This is a genomic window from Plantactinospora sp. DSM 117369, assembly GCF_053764795.1.
The window spans coordinates 3734225-3754664 of record NZ_CM132446.1 but is presented as its reverse complement, the minus strand read 5'-3'; the positions used below and the strand labels follow the sequence as shown (position 1 = coordinate 3754664).

16 protein-coding genes are annotated in these 20440 nt (G+C 73.0%); 6 read left to right on the top strand and 10 right to left on the bottom strand.

What is annotated here, in order from left to right; translation table 11 throughout:
• Window positions 1-36 precede the first annotated feature (36 nt).
• Window positions 37-2073, bottom strand: coding sequence for a M6 family metalloprotease domain-containing protein (locus ACSMXO_RS16375; RefSeq protein WP_455418386.1), 2037 nt, complete (start codon window positions 2071-2073; stop codon window positions 37-39).
• 321 nt (window positions 2074-2394) lie between these two features.
• Between ACSMXO_RS16375 and ACSMXO_RS16370 the strand changes: the two genes are divergently transcribed.
• Together ACSMXO_RS16370 and ACSMXO_RS16365 are read left to right on the top strand one after the other, a co-directional pair.
• The gene (locus ACSMXO_RS16370) at window positions 2395-3627 is read left to right on the top strand and encodes a PucR family transcriptional regulator (RefSeq protein WP_346256692.1); all 1233 of its coding nucleotides are present in this window, start codon (window positions 2395-2397) and stop codon (window positions 3625-3627) included.
• Between the two features lie 269 nt (window positions 3628-3896).
• Entirely contained in the window at window positions 3897-6827 is a 2931-nt protein-coding gene (locus ACSMXO_RS16365; RefSeq protein WP_455418385.1) for a beta-L-arabinofuranosidase domain-containing protein, read from the top strand.
• A 66-nt stretch (window positions 6828-6893) separates the two neighbouring features.
• On the opposite strand, the gene ACSMXO_RS16360 is transcribed toward ACSMXO_RS16365, so the two are convergent.
• Window positions 6894-7352 carry a YbaB/EbfC family nucleoid-associated protein gene (locus tag ACSMXO_RS16360; RefSeq protein ID WP_455418384.1) on the bottom strand — a complete coding sequence of 153 codons (459 nt, stop codon included), beginning with the start codon at window positions 7350-7352 and terminating at the stop codon, window positions 6894-6896.
• Window positions 7353-7961: 609 nt separating this feature from the next.
• On the opposite strand from ACSMXO_RS16360, the gene ACSMXO_RS16355 reads away from it, so the two are divergent.
• Entirely contained in the window at window positions 7962-8675 is a 714-nt protein-coding gene (locus ACSMXO_RS16355) for a YqjF family protein (protein WP_455418383.1), read from the top strand.
• Window positions 8676-8908: 233 nt separating this feature from the next.
• On the opposite strand, the gene ACSMXO_RS16350 is transcribed toward ACSMXO_RS16355, so the two are convergent.
• Window positions 8909-9547: a histone deacetylase gene (locus tag ACSMXO_RS16350; protein WP_455418382.1), complete on the bottom strand. Its 639-nt coding sequence runs from the start codon at window positions 9545-9547 to the stop codon at window positions 8909-8911.
• A 71-nt stretch (window positions 9548-9618) separates the two neighbouring features.
• The gene (locus ACSMXO_RS16345) at window positions 9619-9960 is read right to left on the bottom strand and encodes a hypothetical protein (RefSeq protein WP_346256687.1); all 342 of its coding nucleotides are present in this window, start codon (window positions 9958-9960) and stop codon (window positions 9619-9621) included.
• A gap of 231 nt (window positions 9961-10191) precedes the next feature.
• Here ACSMXO_RS16345 and ACSMXO_RS16340 point away from each other — a divergent pair, with 231 nt between their 5' ends.
• A complete protein-coding gene (locus ACSMXO_RS16340) occupies window positions 10192-10536 on the top strand; it encodes an SH3 domain-containing protein (RefSeq protein WP_455418381.1) in 345 nt (114 codons plus the stop codon).
• 94 nt (window positions 10537-10630) lie between these two features.
• On the opposite strand, the gene ACSMXO_RS16335 is transcribed toward ACSMXO_RS16340, so the two are convergent.
• From ACSMXO_RS16335 to ACSMXO_RS16320, 4 genes are read right to left on the bottom strand one after another with little or no spacing between them, the layout of a single operon-like run.
• Entirely contained in the window at window positions 10631-11581 is a 951-nt protein-coding gene (locus ACSMXO_RS16335; protein WP_455418380.1) for an ABC transporter substrate-binding protein, read from the bottom strand.
• On the bottom strand, window positions 11563-12378 hold the full coding sequence (locus ACSMXO_RS16330) for an ABC transporter ATP-binding protein (protein WP_346256684.1): 816 nt from the start codon (window positions 12376-12378) through the stop codon (window positions 11563-11565). The genes ACSMXO_RS16335 and ACSMXO_RS16330 overlap by 19 nt, the downstream gene beginning before the upstream one ends.
• Complete coding sequence (locus ACSMXO_RS16325; RefSeq protein ID WP_346256683.1) at window positions 12379-13437, bottom strand: FecCD family ABC transporter permease; 1059 nt, start codon at window positions 13435-13437, stop codon at window positions 12379-12381.
• The gene (locus tag ACSMXO_RS16320) at window positions 13434-14480 is read right to left on the bottom strand and encodes a FecCD family ABC transporter permease (RefSeq protein ID WP_455418379.1); all 1047 of its coding nucleotides are present in this window, start codon (window positions 14478-14480) and stop codon (window positions 13434-13436) included. The genes ACSMXO_RS16325 and ACSMXO_RS16320 overlap by 4 nt, the downstream gene beginning before the upstream one ends.
• Window positions 14481-14644: 164 nt before the next feature.
• Between ACSMXO_RS16320 and ACSMXO_RS16315 the strand changes: the two genes are divergently transcribed.
• Window positions 14645-14800 (top strand): hypothetical protein, encoded by a 156-nt coding sequence (locus ACSMXO_RS16315; RefSeq protein ID WP_346256681.1) that lies wholly within the window; start codon window positions 14645-14647, stop codon window positions 14798-14800.
• A gap of 31 nt (window positions 14801-14831) precedes the next feature.
• Here ACSMXO_RS16315 and ACSMXO_RS16310 read toward each other — a convergent pair whose 3' ends face one another.
• Window positions 14832-15854 (bottom strand): hypothetical protein, encoded by a 1023-nt coding sequence (locus tag ACSMXO_RS16310; protein WP_455418378.1) that lies wholly within the window; start codon window positions 15852-15854, stop codon window positions 14832-14834.
• Entirely contained in the window at window positions 15847-16215 is a 369-nt protein-coding gene (locus ACSMXO_RS16305; protein ID WP_346256679.1) for a hypothetical protein, read from the bottom strand. The genes ACSMXO_RS16310 and ACSMXO_RS16305 overlap by 8 nt, the downstream gene beginning before the upstream one ends.
• A gap of 92 nt (window positions 16216-16307) precedes the next feature.
• Here ACSMXO_RS16305 and eccCa point away from each other — a divergent pair, with 92 nt between their 5' ends.
• A complete protein-coding gene (gene eccCa / locus ACSMXO_RS16300; RefSeq protein ID WP_455418377.1) occupies window positions 16308-20315 on the top strand; it encodes a type VII secretion protein EccCa in 4008 nt (1335 codons plus the stop codon).
• Window positions 20316-20440 lie beyond the last annotated feature (125 nt).

Below are 20440 nucleotides of genomic sequence, written 5' to 3'. Positions count from 1 at the left end.
GTCGGGGCGCGGGAGGCGGTCCAGCGGTCCGTTCCGCTACCGGTTCACCCGGCAGGTGGCCGTCGCCGTCCGGCTCGGATCGCTCTCCGAGCGGGCGGTCAGGGTGACCCGGCCGACCTGGGTCGCGCCGGCGGCCGCGGTGGCCACCGCCTTGACGTTCACGGTCCGGCCGAACCCGGCCGTGGTCAAGGCGTTGGGCAGGGTGACCGTCCAACCCGCCCCGTTGACCGTGGCGGAGAGCCGGTAGACGTCGGCGCGCAGGTACGCCGAGGCGTCCTCCGGGTGCGCCTGCCCGCCGGCGACGTACCGGCCGGTGTTGGTGACGGCGAAGGTGCAGGTCGCGCCGCCTCCGGTCGGGCTGCCGGTGGGGCTGCCCGCGGAGGCGACCCCGACACCGCGCACCGAGTTGCCGGCCCCGTCCAGGTGCCGGACCCCCAGGGTGTACGACAGCACCCCGTCCGCACCGACCGACCGGTCGAGGACGTAGAAGTGCAGCCGGTTGGCGGTGTCGACGTACTCGTACTCGCTGCCGGAGCGGGTGCCGGCGTGGAAGAGCGCGTCGTTGAGCTGCCGGTAGTCGGCGACCGTCCGCTTCACCGGGGTGCCGTCCGGCTTGTAGTAGTCGACCATGTCGATGTCCTGCGGGTTGGCGTCGACCACCCAGGTGAAGCAGGTGTAGCCGCAGGTGTTCGTCTCGGCGTCCTTGTTCTTGGCCAGCAGTACCCCGTTGTCCGGGGTGAACGAGTCCGCCCCGATCCGCTGCACCGTCTCCAGGCTGTACCAGTTGTAGACCGGGCTGCCCGGGCAGAGCGGGTCGGCGTTGATGTCACAGGCCGGGGTCAGGTCCCGGTCCATCCCGATCCGGACGCCCTGGATGTCCCGGGCCGCCGGCACCGCCGTGCGCGCCTTCACGGTGACCACCGCGACGCCGGTGGTGCGCAGCGCCTCCCGGGAGAGCCGCAGCACCTGCGCCTCGTCGATGTGCCCGAGCTTGAGCTTGCTCCGCAGCGTCTGCCCGGCCGGCATCGCCGCGCCCTGGGCCGCCGGCACCACCCATCGGTTGTGCGGGCCGCCGGGCCCGTTGAACGAGCCGCGGTCCATCACGTCCCAGGTCCCCGACCCGACCCGCCGGTACGGCGACACGTACGGATTGTTGTTGTTGTCGGCGATCCCGAAGGTGTGCACGATCTCGTGCGTGATGGTGCCGGAGCTCTCGCCCTGCCGCATGCTGGACGAGCCCCAGAGCTGGGAGCCGGCCTTCCAGGAGGTCCAGTCGACGTAGCGGGACCGTACCCAGTTCGGCAGGTTCGGGTCCGGCGGGCCCCAGGCGTCCGGCACGTCCTCCCTGGTCTGGAACATCATCTCGCCGAACTCCTGCCAGACCGACGTCTCGTCGTAGCCGGCGTAGACCCGCAGCACCAGGTCGAACCGGTCGCGCACGTCGGCGCCCTCGGCGGCCCGCCAGAGCGCGTCCACGTCCGCGTCCAGGTTGCCGTTGCAGGTGGACCCGGCCGGGCAGCCGGCACCGTTCTGCCCGATGTCGTTGAGCCCGTACTCGAACTGCTTGCGGGGCAGCCGGTAGGGGCCGAACGGGGTGAACTCCACCCCGATCCGCCCGTTGGTCTGCTCCATCCAGTACTCGTGCACCGTGTGGCCGTGGTTGAGCGTGCTCGGGGTGCCCCAGAAGTCGGCGTAGAACCGGGCCACGTCGGCCCGGGCGACCGGGGCGACCTGCGGGTTGCGGAACGGGTCCGACCCCCGGTTCTGGGTGATCACAAACGACTGGTCGGGATAGTCGGCGGCGACCAGGGCGATCCGGAGCTTGCGCTGGCTCGGCTGCCGGCTCGGATCGGCCCAGTTGGCGCCGGGCACCGGCCGGTAGTCGTCCCAGGTCATCGTCTCCTGGTCCTGCCAGGTCTGCGGGTCGACCGGATCCAGTGGCGCGGCTCTGGTGCCCGGCCCGGCCTGGGCCGGTCCGATCCCGGGTCCGGGCAGCAGGGCGGTCGCGGCGACGACCGCGACGACCGCGGTGAACGCCCTGCGGAGTTGGTCTGTGCGGGTAGCGCGGCGCAACGCATCTCCTTCGGGTCGGGGTACTCGGCTCGGTGCTCCGGCTGGTGGTCGGTCGGGTCGGGGCGTGGGATGTCGCGCGACGGTACCGGGATGTCGCAAGCCCGGATGTCGCAAGCACGGTAAGGACATCGACGTTTCCGGGTCTTCGGACAGATGCAGGAAGCCCGCTGGGCGGATCAGGACTTCTGTCGGGACTTGTGCCGTACGCCCCGAAGCACTTGCGTACCGGGCCGGTGCCGTCGGAGGGTAAGGACCGGCGGTCCACGTCGGTGCACCGGCGGGGCGGGCCGCCCGCCGGCCACGAGGAGGATCAGCGAAGGCATGCACACGGAGCTGCAACGCATCGTCGACGCGGTGGCGGCCCGGGTGGGCCGGCCGGCGCTGATCGAGGACCGCCGGCAGCGGGTGGTCGTCTACAGCGAGCACACCGGACTGATGGACGACGTACGCCGGACCTCCATCCTGCGCCGGCACACCACGCCCGAGGTCATCTCCTGGTTCCACGACGTCGGCATCATGAAGGCCCGTACCCCGGTCCGCACCCCGGCCTGCCCGGAGCTGGACCTGCTGCCCCGACTATGCGTGCCGATCACCCACCACGACCTGCTGCTCGGCTTCGTCTGGTTCATCGACGCCGACGGCGGCATGACCGATGCCGACATCGAGACCGTGACCCGGGCGATGTCCGACCTCTCCCTCGCGCTCTACCGGGAGAACCTGCTCGGCGAGCTGGCCTCGCAGCGGGAGGCGGAGGCGGCCCGGGCGCTGCTGGTGGACAGTCCGGAGATCCGCACCGAGGCGGTCCGTTCGCTGCTCGCCGAGGGTGTGGTCGCCGCCGACGGGCCGGCCAACGCGGTGGTGGCGCAGCTCGTACCGGCCCGGGGGCAGGTACTCGACGAGGTGGCCCGGATCGCCCTGGAACAGGTGCTGGTGGCGACCCGCCGCTGGGTCGGGGTACGCGAGGCACTGCACCTGATCCGGCACGACCAGGGCGTACTGCTGATCTGTGGCGGTCAGGGCGCCGGCCGGCCGACCGCCGAGGCGACCGCCAAGCACCTGAGCGAGGCGCTGCACAAGGCGACCCGGAGCCTCCCCACGGTGGCCCGGGTGGTGGTCGGGATCGGCGAGCCCCGCCCCCGGCTCACGGACGTGGTGCACGCCTACGACGAGGCGCTCCAGTCGGCCCGGGTGGGCGGGCAGCTCTCCGCGCTCGGCCCGATCATCGCCTGGTCGAACCTGGGCATCTACCGGATGCTGTCCCGGATGAACGGCCAGCACCTCGACGTCGCGGGCGTGCACCCGGGGCTGGAACGGCTGCTGCGCGACGACTCCCACCAGGTGCTGCTGGAGACGCTGGAGGCGTACCTCGACCTGGCCGGGAACGCGCACGCCACGGCCGAGCAGCTACGGCTGCACCGGACCACGCTCTACTACCGGCTGCACCGGGTGGAGCAGCTCGCCGAGACCGACCTGAAGGACGGCAACGAACGGCTCTGCCTGCACCTGGCCTTGAAACTCGGCCGGCTCACCGGCCACTACCGACCGGCGAACTGAACCCCCGTCCCGCTTCCGGCTCTTGACCCGACGCGGTCTGTGAGCGCTAACATGCTCGGCATCGCCGGATCTTCCGGCGTTCCGCTACGGCAGCTCGATCCGACGCGCCGCCGCTCGACGCACGGCGGCGCCCGTCCCCTGACCAGGCGTACCCGATCGGTCGGATCGCGGCGGAGTCCGCCCGGCCCCACCGTCCGCAAGGGATTAGAAGTGCCCGACCACCCGCCCCGGGCGCGACCGTGACGATCGGCAGCACAGAGGAGGCCACCGTGAGCAACCACCTCTCCCGACGGGACGCCCTGCGCCTCGGCGCGCTGGCGGCCACCGCACCCGCCGCTACGGCGGTCGTCCCGGCCGGGGCCGCGGCGGCGTCGCCGGCCGGCGGCGGTACCGGCCGCCCCGGCCCGGTCCCCCGGCCCGGCTGGGTCGCGGACAACTGGCTGGTCAAGCCGTTCGCGCTCAACCAGGTGGCACTGCGCGACGGGATCTTCCAGCAGAAGCGGGACCGGATGCTCAACTACGCGCGGAACTACCCGGGCACCGGCGGTGTCCTGGACGGCCCCGACCGGATGCTCCACCTGTTCCGGGCCAACGCCGGGCTGCCCGCCCCCGGCACCTGGCCCGGCGGCTGGGACACCCCGAACCACCTGCTCCGGGGCCACTTCACCGGGCACTACCTGACGATGCTGGCGCAGTGCTACGCCGACACCGGCGAGGAGATCTTCCGGCAGAAGCTCGACTACCTGGTGACCGAGCTGGGCACGTGCCAGCGCGAACTGGACCGGCGCAACCCCGGCCGGGTCACCGGCCGGTCCGGGCGGGCCGTCCGGCTCGGCGACCCGCACCCCAACCAGTACGTGCTGATGCCGGCCGGCATCCTCGACGGCGTCACGGACCTCACGGTCGCTACCTGGGTGAACCTGGCGAGCGCCCAGACCGGCGCCCGGATCTTCAGTTTCGGCTCCGGAGGGCAGTCCTACCTGTCGCTGACCGCCCGGATCGCGGCCGGCGCCGGTCCGAGGTTCGCGATCACGACCGGCGGCAGCGGCGGTGAGCAGCGGGTCGACGCCGGGGTGCCCGTCCCGGTCGGCGAGTGGACGCACCTGGCGGTCACCCTCTCCACCGGCGATGCCACCGCCCGGATCTACCTCGACGGCATCGAGGCCGGGGCCGGCACCGTGACGCTCGGCCCGGCCAGTCTCGGCCGGACCACAGCCAACTGGATCGGCCGCTCCCCCGCCAACAACGACCCGCTGCTGGGCGCCACTGTGGACGACCTACAGATCTACGACCGGGCGCTGAGCGCCGAGGAGGTCCGCGCGCTCGCCGCCCCGGACGGGTCGCCGGCCACCTCGGCCGTGCCCACCCCACTGGCCTGGTACCGGTTCGAGGAGGACGGCGAGACCGCGGTCGACCACTCCGGCAACGGGCACGCCGCCACCATCGTCGGCACCGCCCACCCCGGTTTCCTGGCCGCGTTTCCGGAGGGCCAGTTCAGCCGCCTCGAACCGCCGACCTTCCAGCCGAACAGCGGGCCGAACGCCGTCTGGGCGGTCTGGTACACCTGTCACAAGATCATGCGCGGCCTGCTCAACGCGTACCACCTGGCCGGCAACGAGGAGGCGCTGGAGATCGTCTTCCGGATGGGCGACTGGGCGCTCAGCCGGCTCAGCCGGCTCAGCCGGGCCGACCTGGACCGGATGTGGGACATCTACAGTGCCGGTGAGACCGGCTCGATGAACGAGGTGATGGCCGAACTCTCCGCCCTCGCCCCTGACCGCGACCGGCGCAGGCGGTACCTCGACACGGCGAAGGCATTCACCTTCAGTACCCTCTTCGCCGCGTCACTGGCCGAACGGGACGAACTCAGCGGCCGGCACGCCAACCAGTACATGGCGCCGAACATCGGCTATCTGCGGATCTTCGAACGGACCGGCGAGCGGGACTACCACCGGGCGGCCCGGAACTTCTGGGCGATGGTGGTGCCGCACCGCATCTTCAGCAACGGCGGCGCCGGGCAGAGTGAGCACTTCCGGGCCCGCGGCATCATCACCTCCGGGTTCAGCTCCGCCAACGACCCCCGGCACGCCGAGACCTGCTGCGCGTACAACATGCTCCGGCTGACCCGCAACCTCTTCTTCCACGACCCCGACCCGGCGTACCTGGACTACTACGAGAAGGCGCTGCACAACCAGATCCTCAGCTCCCGGCGGGACGTGGACAGCGTCACCAGCACCGAGGTGACGTACCACCAGAACATGTGGCCCGGCCGATCTCGCCGGATCGGCAACGTCGTGGAATACAGCCGGTACGGCGGCAACGGGAGTTGCTGCAACGGCACCGGCCTGGAGAGCCACACCAAATACCAGGAGTCGATCTACTTCCGTTCGGCCGACGACTCGACCCTCTACGTCAACCTCTTCATCGCCTCGGTGCTGACCTGGCCGGAGCGGGGCTTCGTGATCAGCCAGGAGACGGCCTATCCGGCCGAGGGCGCCAGCACGCTCCGGTTCGATCGTGGACACGGCCGGCTGCGGGTCAAGCTGCGGGTGCCGTCCTGGGCCGGCCCCGACTACACGGTACGGGTCAACGGGGTCCGGCAGCGGGTCAAGGCAGCGCCCGGCAGCTACCTGATCCTGGACCGGCGGTGGCGGGAGGGTGACCGGATCGACATCTCGATGCCGCTGCGCTTCCGGGTGGAGAAGGCTCTCGACGACAGGTCGGTGCAGTCGATCATGTACGGCCCGACCCTGATGGTCGTCCGGGACGCCACCCCCAGCTACCGCGAGTTCACCTTCTTCCCCGCCGTCAAGCTGGACGGCGACCTCGGCAGGGCCATCCAGCCCACCGGGACGCCGATGCACTTCACCACCCACGGCTACCTGCTGGCCCCGTACTACATCTCCGACCCGGTGCCCGGGGAGTTCAACGCCTACCACCCGTACGTCCGGCGGGTCGAGCCGGAGGTGGTGTTCGGGTCGGTCCGGACCGGCGTACCCAACGACGCGCTGCGCGACGCCGACGGCGAGACCTTCCTCGACCGGGTCTGGGCGTCGGCACCGTTCCCCCGGCACGGCGACTTCCTCCGTACCGTCCGGGACGTCTCGGACGAATGGCTGGCGGCCGGCCGGCACACCGCCGACCAACGCCGGGCCATCCTGGTCGCGGCGGCCCGGGCCCGGCCGGCCCTGGCTCCCTGACCCGGCGCTGGTGGCGCGGGCCGGTCACCGCCGATCGCCGCCCTGGCAGATCGCACCCCGACGCCATCACCCGGCGGCGTCGGCCGAGCCCGCCGCCCGGCCGGACGCTTCGGTCTCCGGCGCCGCCGCCCGGCCGGTCGCTTCGGTCTCCGGCGCCGCCAGCCGGCTGGCGTACGAGTCGACCAGCGCCTGACCGGCCGGGTCGTCGGCGCCCAGCGACTCCACCGCCGCCTCGGTCATCCGGTGCAGCAGTTCCGTCCGGGCCGTCCGGACGGTGGCCAGGATCTCCACGGCTACCTGGGCGGCCGGCTGCTGCCGGGTCCGCTCGTCCAACCAGAGGTCGATGAGCATCCCGGAGGTGTCCAGCGTCACCTCCACCAGTCCGTCGGCGGCACGCGTCGTCACCCGCATCCCGGCCAGCCGGCGGGACAGCGCGGCGACCCGCTCCGCACGGTCGGCGAAGGCGGCCTGCCAGGCGTCCACCCGGCGCTGCGCCGCGTCGAGTTCCGCCTCGTTGTTCCACATGCCGAAACTCCTCCCGGCCCACCGGTCACCACCGACCAGTCTGCCCCGGCACCCGTCCGGCGGTCCGCCTGTCCCGGTGCACCCGGCGCTCCGGCCGGACGGAGCGCGGGCGCTGACCGGCGGTACGTCGCCGCCACCGGCGGACGGCCAGCCCGCCCGTCTGGGGCCGTCGATCAGCGAGGTCCTACCACCGATTTCGCCGCCTGGTACCGGCGCCGGGGCCGGCGGGGCCACTCTCCGGCCCCGCCGGCCACCGCCGGCCCGCGCGCCGCCGAACCGGCATGACCGTCGGTGAGCGGGTGGGTCGGTCAGGCCGGGTGCAACACGGATCGGAGGCAGCCGTCCTGCTTCTTCTCGAACCTCTGGTAGCCGCGCACGCCCTCGGTGAGCGGGAGCGGCGGAACCCACCTGGACGGACCTTCCGGGCGCTTTCCGGCCGCAACCGGCGAGGCTTCACTCCGACGCCGAACCAGAGGTTTCGGAGCGACGGGGCGGGGAAGGGACAGGGCTACGTTCACGGAGGTCGCCCCCGCGTCGAGGCCGGCGGTGAGGTCGGCGAACGACCGTTCCCGCCGGGCATGCGGGTGCCGGAGGCGGAGGGAGCCGACGATGACGATCCCACCGCCGCCCCGGGTGTCCCGGCCGGTGATGTACCACCGGTGGAACTGGATCACCTTCATCCACTGGCGGTACTCCCCGGAGGTCATCCAGCCGAAACTTCCGGCCGGGATCAGCGTGCAGACCCGGGACGGGGCGGCGTGGGTCGGACTGACCCCGTTCCTCATGCAGGGTGTCCGGGCGCCCGGAGTACCGGCGGTGCCCTGGCTCTCCGAGTTCCCCGAGACCAACGTCCGCACCTACGTCCGGGACCGGCGCGGACGCGAGGGAATCTGGTTCTTCTCGCTCGACGCCGCAAGGCTGCCGGCCGTGCTGGCCGCCAGGGCCGGTTACGCGCTGCCCTACTACTGGTCCGACATGCGGGTACAGGTCGACGACGCCCTCGTCAGCTACCGGTGCCGGCGCCGCTGGCCAGGCCCGGCCGGACTGCGCGCCGACGCGGAGGTCCGGCTGGGCCCGCCGCTGGACCGTCCCGACGACGAGGTGGCCCAGTTCCTGACCGCCCGCTACCGGTTGTTCACGGTCGTCGCCGGCCGACTCGTCACCGCCGAGGTCGAACATCCGCCGTGGCCGCTGCACCGGGCCGAGCTGCGGCGGCTGGACCAGAACCTGCTCACCGGAGCCGGACTGCCGGCGCAGACCGATGCTCCCCTGGTGCACGCATCCCCCGGCGTCCCGGTGCGGGTGAGCTGGTGGCACCGCTGAACCTACGTCGGCCCCTGGCTGAGCCGGTCGCTGGCGAGCGGCGGACGACCCGGTCACGGGCGAGGCCGGGTACGTTGGCACAACCAGCGGTCACGACGGCCGCCGGTGGCCGCTGGCCCCGGCCCAGGCTGACGTCCCGGTGCACACCGATCCCTGCTCGACCTCCCACTGCGGACCGTCGTGGCCACGGGCGATCGGGAACGGTTCCCCGCGCTTTCCAGGTCGTACCAGGTTCACTGCCGCACCGCCAGGGTCCAGCCGGCCAGGTAGGCGGCGATCTGCTCGTCGGTCCAGCCGTGGCTGGCCCGCAGGCCACGGGCGATGGTGGCGAGGTACGCCGGTGCCGGCGGGTTCGGCCGCACATCCCCGGCCCGCCAGGGTGCGGTGAGGGTGAGCACCGGATGCCCGTCGAGGATCCCGGCGCAGACCACTGTCTCGTACCGGCCCGGGCCGGTACTCGCCCGGCCGGCGGCGACCGCGGCGGCGATCAGGTCCAGCGGACCGCTCGGCGACCGGTGCATCTCCTGCGCGGCGACGTCCGCGAACTGCTCGGCGGAGAGGAGGTACGCCCGCGCCGCGACCACACCGGGCAGCCCCGGGTCGTAGAACGCCATCCCACCGGACCAGGTCCGTGATTCGAGCGCGAAGTAGAGACCGCCGGAGAGCAGGACCGGACGGTCGTCCCGGGGCGGGCTGCTGTCCCGGCAACCGGGATGGTCTCGGTGCCCGCCCACCGGCCGGCCGCCACCCAGATAGCAGCCGAACCGGTCGGCATCCAGATTCGACCCGTACGCGGCGTACCAGACCGGGTCGAGGCCGGTTACCGGGTCGGCGGGACGGCGGCTGATCGGGATCGGGTCGGGCACGGCCATGAGCCATCATCCGGCCCGGGGCGGCCGGCTGGCCACACGCGCAGCGCCCCCACGAATCGGTGCTCCCCCCGTCATGCCTCAGTCGAGAACCGCTCCGCCAGGCCCCGGTGCCGCTGCGCGACCTGGCTCGCCTGGTCGCCGGTGATGGTGCTGCCGGCCATCCGGCCCAGCCGCTCGATCTGGTCGGCGAAGCGCAGGTGCTCCCGGTGGGCATGTTCGCGGCAGGGGAGGCAGGTGACACTCTCCGGACGAGGAGAGGTCATCGCGTACGGCACCTCGAGCCCGCAACCGGTGCTGACGACAGCGGGTGCGTCGGTGATCAGACCGAACGCCGACGCCAGCACGTCGCGGGCTCCGGCGCTCGCCTGCACCACCCGCCGATCGACGTGGATGTGCGGATCGACCTCGCTCATCTACCCCCGCGCCTCCTGATTGCGAGCCGTGCGGTGACCAGGCTAGTCCGGTTGTCGCCGGGCGACGTGGACCAGGTCGGCGTGGGTGACGCCGGTGTGGTCCACCTCCCGGACCCGGGTCGGGACGCCCGGCGTTCGCCGCCGTGGTTCGGATGAAGCCGTGCTGAAGCAGCGGAGTGGTTCGGTGTGTGGCAGCCGCTCCGGCACGGATCGTCGACGAGAGGAAACCGCATGCGCATCGAGTCCACCGTCGCCGCACTCGCCCTCGGCGCCGCGTCGCTGGTCGCGGCCGTCGTCCCGGGTACGCCCGCGCTGGCGACCCCCGCCGCGACCTGCCCCGACAACGGTTGGAGCATCCGGGACGGCGGCACCGGCTATCTCTTCGCCGCCTCCGGGGTCAACATCCGCACCGGCCCCAGTACCGACTGCACCTCGGTCGGGCTCGGCTACCCCAACCACCTGGTGCGGCTGGACTGCCAGAAGGCCGGCTGGTCGCACATCTTCGACCACACCACCGGCAAGCTCGGCTGGGTCCGCAACGACATGCTCAGCAACCTGCCGCTCCGCAACTGCTGAACCCGCCGAGCCCCCGGACAGCGGGCTGCCCAGGCGACCCGCCGATCGCGAGCGCGCCTGGGCAGCGGAGCCGCTGCCGGTCGGGCCGGACGGATCAGGCGGCCGGCACGTACTTCTCCAGGTCGTCGAGGATCTTGCCGGCCGCGGTGACACCGATCCCGGTCATCCAGGTCTCGTCGGCGACCACGTACGCCTTGCCGGCCTTGACCGCGGTGAGGTTCTTCCAGAGGCTGCCGCCGGTCACCCTGGCCTGCTCGGCGGCGGCCTTCTCGCCGAACGCGGTGACGAAGATGATGTCACCGTCGACCTCGGAGATCCGCTCCGGGCTCACCTTGTCGAACCGCTTGTCCTCCTTGTTCGCCAGCAGTTGGCGCTCCGGCCGGCCCAGTCCGACGTCGCCGAGCACCAGGCCGGAGAAGGACTCCGGACCGTACACCCGGATCTCGGTGGGCCGGAAGCGGACGATCGAGATCTTCCGGGCGGCGGCGTCGCCGAGTTTGACGCCAAGGTCCTTGGCCCGCTTCTCGTACGCGGCCAGCAGGTCCTTGGCCTCCTGCTCCTTGCCGAGCGCCTGCCCGTCGAGGAGGAAGTTCTCCTTCCAGGTGATGCCGACCCGCTCGGTGAAGACGGTCGGGGCGATGGCGGACAGCTCGTCGTAGAACTTCTCCTGGCGGAACTTGCTGCCCAGGATCAGGTCCGGCTGCAACGCGGTGATCGCCTCCAGGTCCGGCTCGGTGAGCAGGCCGACCTGCTTGATCCCGGCGACCTTCTCCGCGCCGAAGTACGACGGCCAGCCGGCCACCTCGCCGGCCTGCGCGGCGCCGATCGGCACCACACCGAGCGAGAGGGCGGTGTCGATCTTGTCGGAGTCGAGTACGACCACCCGCTTCGGCTGCGCCGGCACCTCGGTGCTGCCCATCGCGTGGGTGATGGTCCGGGTGCCTCCCCCGGCCTCCTCCCCGACCACCGGATCACTGCTGGTGCAGCCGGCCAGGCCGGTGCCGAGGGCGGCGACGGCGAGCAGGGTCATGACTGTGCGGCGCATGAGGAACCTTTCTGCAGGGACAGCGTGCCGAGGGCCGGGACGACCAGTGGCGCCCCGGTCACCGGGCAGGGCACGACGACGCAATCGAGCCCGAACACGTCGCGGACCAGGTCCGCGGTGAGAATCTGTCGGGGCGGTCCGGCCGCGACCACCGCGCCGTCCCGCATAGCGATCAGGTGGTCGGCGTACCGGGCGGCCTGGTTGAGGTCGTGCAGGACGGCGACGACGGTACGGCCGCGTTCGGTACGCAGCCGGTGCAGCAGGTCGAGCACCTCCACCTGGTGGGCCAGGTCGAGGAAGGTGGTCGGCTCGTCGAGCAGCAGCGCCTCGGTGTCCTGGGCCAGCGTCATGGCGATCCAGACCCGCTGCCGCTGCCCACCGGAGAGGGTGTCGACGGGCCGCTCGGCCAGCGCCGCGACGTCGGCCAGCAGCATCGCCTCGCGGACCGCCTCCTCGTCCTCCGGCGACCACTGCCGCCACCACCGCTGGTACGGCTGCCGCCCCCGACCGACCAGGTCGGCCACGGTCACCCCCTCGGGCACCAGCGGACTCTGCGGCAGTACGCCCAGCCGGCGGGCGACCGCGCGGGTCGGCAGGTCCCGGATCGCCTCCCCGTCGAGCAGCACGGTGCCCCGGCGCGGGGTGAGCAGCCGGGCCATGGTCCGCAGCAGGGTCGACTTGCCGCAGGCGTTCGGCCCGACGATGACCGTGAACGCGTCGGACGGCAGTTCCAGGTCGAGACCGTCGATGACCGTCCGGTCCTCGTACCCGACCGCGAGATCGCGCGTGGAGAGCATCTAGGAGACCTTCCGTCGGCCGCGGAGCAGCAGATAGATCAGGTACGGCCCGCCGAGGGCGGCGGTCAGTACCCCGGCCGGAAGCTGGGTGGGTGCGAACAGCCGGCGGCCGGCGAGGTCGGCGAGGACCACCAGCAGGGCCCCGACCAGGGCGGCGCAGAACAGCGGTGGCCGTTCGGCCCGGACCAGCCGCCGGGCCATCTGCGGGGCGGCGAGGGCGACGAAGTCCACCGCACCGACCTGCGCGGTGACCATCGCGGCGGCCAGTACCCCGGTGGTGGCCAGGCCGACCCGGCGGGCGACCGGACGCAGCCCGACCCCCCGTGCGGTGTCGTCGTCCAGCGCGCTGCCGTTCAGCGCCCAGCCGGCCCAGAGCAGCACCGGCAGCAGCACCAGCAGGGTCACCCCGAGGTACGCCGTCTCCCGCCAGCCCTTGCCGGCCAGCGTGCCGACCAGCCAGAGCTGCGCCCGGATCCCGTCGATCGGGTCCGCCGACAGCATTACCACCTCGGTCAGCGCCCGCAGCGCCACCGCGACGGCGACCCCGGCAAGCACGAACCGCTGTGCGGCCAGGCCGTGCCGCAGGCCGAGCAGCAGCACCGCGACCGCCGCGAGCAGGCCACCGGCGAGCGCGGCCGGGGCGATCAGCACGGCGCTCGCCCCGCTGGTCAGCGCCACCGTGGCGGCGAGTCCCGCCCCCTGGCTGACGCCGACCACGTCGGGACTGGCCAGCGGGTTGCGGGCGACGCTCTGGATCAGGGTGCCGGCGATGCCGAAGACCGCCCCGACCGCCACCGCCAGCACCACCCGGGGCAGCCGCAGTTCGAGTACGACGAGGTCGTACCGGGTGCCGGCGCCGAGCAGCGACGCGAGCACGTCCTGCGGGGCGACGTACGGGGTACCCAGCGACAGGGCCAGCACCACGGCGGCGGCGAGCAGCACGACCAGTACCCCGCCGACCAGCAGCGGCCGGTGCCGCACCACCAGCCGGGTGGGGCCGAGCCGGACCACGCTGCGGCCCGCCGGCACCGCCGCCATCACCTCGCTCCGGCCGGTCACGCGGTCACCACCCGGGCGCGACGGATCAGCAGGACCAGCAGCGGCGCCCCGAGCAGCGCGGTGACGATGCCGGCCGGCACCTCGCCGGGCGGCGCCACCAGCCGGCCGATGATGTCGGCGGCGAGCAGCAGCGCCGGGCCGAGCAGCGCCGCCACCGCGAGGGTCCAGCGGTGGTCGGCGCCGACCAGGGCGCGGGCCAGGTGCGGCACGGCGAGCCCGATGAACGCGATCGGCCCGGCCGCCGCGACCGCCGCCCCGATGAGCAGCACCGCGCCCGCTCCCCCGGCGAGCCGGACCAGCCCGATCCGGTGGCCCAGGCCGCGCGCTACGTCGTCGCCGAGGGCGAGCGCGTCCAGGCCGCGGGCGGCGAAGCCGGCCAGCAGGAGGCCGGCCAGCACGAAGGGCGCGACCTGGGCGGCGACCGCGGCGTCCCGGCCGGTCAGGCCGCCGACCACCCAGAACCGGTACTCCTCGAAGGTGCGGGTGTCGATGGTGAGCAGGGCGATGACCGTCGCGCCGAGGCTCGCGTCCAGGGCGACGCCGACCAGTGCCAGGGTCACCGGGCTGGCGCCCTCGCGGGCCCGGTTGGCGATGCCGAAGACGAGCAGGCCGGCGAGGAGGGCGCCGACGACGCCGAACCAGACGTACCCGGCCAGCGTGCCGATCCCGAAGACCGCGATCGCGAGGACCACGCCCAGGGAGGCACCGGCGCTGACCCCGAGGATCCGGGGCTCGGCCAGCGGGTTGCGGGTCAGCGCCTGGAGCAGTACCCCGGCCAGCGCCAGCGCCGGCCCGACAACGAGCCCGAGCAGGGTACGCGGCACCCGCAGTTCCCGGACGATGGTGCTCGCCTCGGCACCGTCCGGCGCGACCAGCGCGTGCCAGACCTGGGTGGGCGCGAGCGGCTTGCTGCCGAGGGCGAGACTGGCCAGCACCGTCAGCACCAGCAGTACCGCCACCGCCGCGGTCACCGCGACGCGCCGGCCGCCCCGGCGGCTCGGCCGGATGCCGGGCCCGGTCACCCCGGCCGCTACCGTCGTCACGATCTTTCCCGTACTCCTCGGATTAGGTTCGGCTAACCTTACGATCCGTCATTCGCCGCACCTAACCGGGATGACGGATCTCACCGCCGCGACCTGCGCCGGAGCCGGGAAGCGGGCAATCCGCCCAGCACTCCGGTCCCGCCGCTACCGTCGCTTCACCCCGAGTGACGAAGGAGCGGCGGCGGTACGCGACGTTCGGCTTCCACGAGGAGGCGAACCTCGACGACGGCGTCAGGTGGCCGGCCGCCTTCGCGCTGACCGGGTTGACCGCCGCCGAGGAGGCGCGGATCGGCGTACTCGTGCAGAAGGCGGTGAGCTGAGCAACCGGCGGCCCGTGGAGCCGCACCCGCCTCAGTCGTCCTGGCCGAGGATCGACGGCGGTGCGTCGGCCTCGCCGCTCCAGTCCAGCGTTCCGTCGGCGGACCACGCGGTGCCGTCGCCGGCCAGCCGCGGATCCGTGATCGGGTAGCCGTCGGCGGGCCGCCCGGCGAGGCCGCCGGCACCGGCCGCACCCATCATCGGCACCGCTCCCGCCCCCGCCGACGCGCTGGTGGCCGCGGCCGGGCTCGCGCCGCCGGAGCCGGGACGCCCCTCGACACCGGCCGCCCGACTGATCAGGTGGTTGCCGAGCCCTGCCAGCGCCGGCCCGGCCCCGCTCAGCGAACTGGTCGGCTGGGCCGGGGACGGCGCCGACGGCGGCGCGGCGGCCAGCGCGCCCATCCCTGTCGCGTCACCGAACGCACCGGCACCGGCGAGCCCGGTGGTGGCCGGCGGCTCCGGCGCGAGCGGCGGCGGTTCGGGGATCGTGATCGCCGCCGGCAGGTCGAGGTCGCCGACGAGTCCGCCGACCACCGGCAGGTCGCTCGGTTCGACCGGGATCGTCGCCGGCCAGCTCCGGTGATCGGTGACCGCGTACTCGGCGGCCAGCCGGGCCACCTGGGCCGAGACCCGTTCCCGGGCTTTGGCGCGCTCCTCCTCGGAGAGCGTGTGGCCGAGCACCGGGGCGAACCCGTCGTAGCGCGCCTGGGCCAGCTCTGGCCGATCCGCCTCCGCCTGGCGCTGCGCCTCGGCGAGCGAGCCGGACATCACGGTGAGCCCGCTGCGCATCGCCGCCGCCTCCTCGGCCAACTTCCCGGCGAAACTGATGATCAGGCCCAACCGGTACTGGAACTCCCGGCTGCCCGGCCCCGTCCAGGTGGGCAGCATCCGGGTGAGGTCCTCGTGCAGCCCGGTCGCGATCGACCCGACCGTCCCCTCGACGGTGTGCCAGGTGTCGGCGATGCTGTCCACCTGCGCCGGCAGGCCGGCCATCAGCAGCCGGTAGAGCTCCTCGTGGGTCTGCTGCCGGTAGCGCTCGTGGTACTCGTCAACCATCGCGTCGGCCACCATGCAGAGCCTCACTCACCGCGCCGAGGGCGCCTGCGATCTGTCGGGCGTTCGTGCCGCTGAGCTCGTCGACGGTCCGGTAGCTCTCGATGATCCGGGCGGTGGCCGCCTGCGCCACCGTCAACGCGGTGACCAGGCGGCGCAGCCGGTCGACGTACTCGTCGTGCAGGTCCTGGTGCCGGTCGGCGGTCTTCTGCGCGTCGTGGAACCCGCCCAGCGCCGGCCGGTCACTACCCGGCGCGGTGGTGAGCGCGGTCAGCGCGGCGAACGCCGCCTCGATACGAGGCTGGAGGCTGCGCTGGAAGTCTTGCAGCGACAGGAGATTGACGGCGAACTCATCGGCGGCCATCGCAACCTTCCAAGCGCCGAGACGGGGTGACGGCAAGTGTAGCCAACGATGCGTAGGGTGCCGGGCAGCTCTGACGGATAGTATCCCGGTTCGTGGAGGTCACCGAGGCCCAGTCTCGCCTTCCGCGCGCCCGCGAGGGCGTCGCCGGAACCGTCCTGTTCCGCCGACCGCCCCGCCAGCCGTCACCGCCGCTGCCCCGGGGGGAACTCGCCCTGGAGTCGCCGCCGGAGCTGTCGGAGCCGCTGCCCCGCAGCCTCCTCCAGGTGATGATGCTGGTCCCCATGGTGGCCGGGGTCGCCGCGATGGCCATCCTCTACTCCGGACGCGGCGGCGGGGTGCTCACCTACGTCGTCGGCGGCCTGTTCGGACTCTCCATGCTGGGCATGGCGGCCACCTCGATGGGCGGCGGACACGGCAACAGCCGGGCCGAGGTGGACGCGCAGCGCCGCGACTACCTGCGCTACCTGACCCAGGCCCGGCGCAAGGCGCGCAACGCGGCCGCGCAGCAGCGGACCGCGCTGCTGTGGCGGCATCCGGCCCCGAGCGCGCTCTGGTCGGTCTGCGCCTCCCGGCGGATGTGGGAGCGGCGCAGCACCGACGACGACTTCGCCGAGATACGGGTGGCGACCGGGACCCAGAAGCTGTCGGTGACGATCAAGCCGCCCGACACCAGGCCGGTCGAGGACCTGGAACCGCTGACCGCGATCGCACTGCGCCGCTTCGTCCGGGCCCAGTCCGTCGTCCCGGACCTGCCACTGGCGATCCAGCTCCGCTCGTTCAGCCGGCTGGTGCTGCGCGGCGACCGCGATCCGGTGCTCGGCCTGGCCCGGGCGCTGCTCTGCCAGCTCGCCACCTTCCACTCGCCGGACGACGTCCGGATCGCGGTGGTGATCGCGCCGGAGCGGCGGCCGGACTGGGACTGGGTCAAGTGGCTGCCGCACGCCCAGGACGACCGGGTCACCGACGGCGCCGGTGCGACCAGGCTGGTCTTCGAGTCGGCGGCCGCGCTGGAGGAGGCGTTCCGCGACGAGTTCACCGTCCGGCCGCGACACTCGCCGGACGCCCGGCCGCTGACCACGGCCGCGCACCTGCTGGTCGTACTCGACGGCGGCGAGGTGCCGGCAACCTCCCAGCTGCACGGTGCCGGCGTACTCGGCAGCACCGTGCTGGACCTGTCCGGAATGGTGCCCCGGGACGCCGGCCGCTGGCTGCTCTGCCTCGACGTCACCCCCGACACGCTCTCGGCCGACCGGGGCGACCGGAGCATGACACTGGGCGTACCGGACCGGCTCAGCGTCGAGCAGGCCACCGGGCTGGCCCGGCAGCTCGCCCCGCACCGGCTCTCCCAGCACGTCGAGACCGAGGAGGCGACGGCCCGGGTCACCGAGCTGCCCGAACTGCTCGGCTTCGGCGACGCCGGCGCGGTCGACCCGGCGCGGAGCTGGCGGCCCCGCCCGGACCGGGACCGGCTGCGGATCCCGCTCGGGATCGGCGCGGACGGCTCGGTGGTGGAGCTGGACTTCAAGGAGGCCGCACAGGACGGCATGGGCCCGCATGGACTGATCATCGGTGCCACCGGCTCGGGCAAGAGCGAGCTGCTGCGCACCATCGTGGTCTCGCTCGCCGTCACGCACTCCTCCGAGGAGCTCAACCTCGTCCTGGTGGACTTCAAGGGCGGCGCCACCTTCGCCTCGCTGGACGTGCTGCCGCACACCAGTGCGGTGATCACCAACCTGGCCGACGAGCTGTCCATGGTGGACCGGATGGAGGACGCCGTCGCGGGCGAGCTGGTCCGCCGGCAGGAGCTGCTGCGGGCCGCCGGCAACTACGTCTCCCGGTACGAGTACGAGAAGGCGCGCCGGGCCGGCGAACCGCTCGCCCCGCTGCCCAGCCTGCTGATCATCTGCGACGAGTTCAGCGAGCTGCTGGCGGCCAAGCCGGACTTCATCGACCTCTTCGTCACGATCGGCCGGCTCGGCCGCTCGCTCGGCGTGCATCTGCTGCTCGCCAGCCAGCGGCTGGAGGAGGGGCGGCTGCGCGGGCTGGACACCCACCTGTCGTACCGGATCGGGCTGCGCACCTTCTCGGCGATGGAGAGCCGGGTGGTGCTCGGCGTGCCGGACGCGTACGAGCTGCCGAACGCGCCCGGGCACGGCTACCTGAAGGCCGGCACGTTGACCATGCTGCGCTTCCGGGCCGCGTACGTCTCCGGGCCGTACCGGACGGCGACCGCGACCGGCCCGGTGCCCCAGGCCCTGGTACGCCGCCGGATCATGCCGTACGGCACTGTACACGTGCCCGTCCCGCCCGAGTTGCCGGCGGTGCCCGACGAACCGGCCGAGCCGACCGCGAGCCCGGCCGACGCCGGCCGGCAGACCACCATGCTCGACGTGATCGTGGACCGGCTGCGCCAGGGCCCACCGGCGCACCAGGTGTGGCTGCCCCCGCTGGACGTGGCGCCGAGCCTGGACGCGCTGCTCGGCGAACCGGTCGTGGACGAGCGCCGTGGCCTGGTCACCGCCACCTGGCCCGGCGTCGGGCGGCTGGTCGTGCCGGTCGGCATCGAGGACCGCCCGTACGAGCAGCGCCGCGACCCGTTCCTGGTGGACCTCGCCGGAGCCGGCGGCAACGTGGTGATCGTCGGCGGGCCACGGACCGGCAAGAGCACCCTGCTGCGCTCGATGCTCTGCGCGCTGGCGCTCACGCACAGCCCGCGCGAGGTGCAGTTCCTCTGCCTCGACTTCGGCGGCGGCACGCTGCGCTCCCTGGAGGGGCTGCCGCACCTGTCCGGGGTGGCGGTACGCCGCAACCACGAGGCGATCCGCCGCACCGTGGCCGAGGTGAGCGTCCTGCTGGACGAGCGGGAGGCGCGCTTCGCCGAGCTCGGCGTCGAGTCGATCGACGCGTACCGGGCGCTGCGGGCCAGCGGTGAGATCACCGACGACCCGTTCGGGGACGTCTTCCTGGTCGTCGACGGCTGGGGCACCGTACGGGAGGAGTTCGAGCAGCAGGAGGAGATCATCACCCGGCTCGCCGCCCGCTGTCTCGGGTTCGGCATCCACGTGGTGCTCACCGCCACCCGCTGGTCGGAGATCCGCTACAACGTCCGGGAACTCTTCGGCACCCGGCTCGAACTGCGGCTGGGTGACCCGAGCGACTCCGAGATCGACCGGCGGGCCGCCGCGAACGTACCCGAGAACACCCCCGGTCGGGGTGTCACCCGCGACAAGCTCCAGTTCCTGGCCGCGGTGCCCCGGATCGACGGGCGCGCCGGCGCCGACGAGCTGCAGACCGGCGCCGCCGAACTGGTGGCGCGGGTCCGGGCCGGCTGGCGGCACGAGCCGGCGCCGAAGGTACGGCTGCTGCCCCGGATGCTGCCTGCGGCCCAACTGCGCGACGTCGCGGGGCCGGGCATCCCGATCGGCCTGAACGAGACCTACCTGGCCCCGGTGCACCTGGCCTTCGACACCGAGCCACACCTGATCGTCCTGGGCGACGCGCAGTGTGGCAAGACGAACCTGCTCCGGCTGATCGCCCAGACCATCGTGGCGCGACACCCGCCGGGCGAGGCGAAACTGGTCATCGTCGACTACCGGCGTACCCTGCTCGGCGCGGTCGAGGGCGAGCACCTGCTCGACTACACGCCGTCCGCACAGACCGCGACGGCGATGGTCGGCGGGATCGCGCAGGCGATGACGGCCCGGTTGCCCGGCCCGGACGTGACGACCGATCAGCTCCGCAACCGTTCCTGGTGGCAGGGGCCGGAGATCTACCTCCTGGTCGACGACTACGACATGGTCGCGACCAGCAGCGGAAACCCGCTGGACGGGCTGGTGGATCTGCTGTCGCCGGCCCGGGACATCGGGCTGCACCTGGTCCTGGCCCGCCGGTGCGGCGGTGTCGGGCGGGCGCTGTACGAGCCGGTGCTGCAACAGCTCACCGACCTGAACACGCCGGGGCTGCTGATGTCCGGCAACCCCGACGAGGGCGCCGTGCTCGGGCACGTCCGACCCAGCCCGCAGCCGCCGGGGCGGGGGACCCTGATCCGGCGCAGCGACGGGGTGAACCTGGTGCAGACGGCGTGGCTCGATCCACAGTGAACCTTTTCCAACCTGGACCGCGCGGCGCTCACGCACCGTGTCCGACCTTGCGGTCCGCCGGACCGCAAGGGGAGGTTGAAAAAGGTTCAGTGAACAGGGGGCGGTCCGGGCGGCGTGGCCGGGCG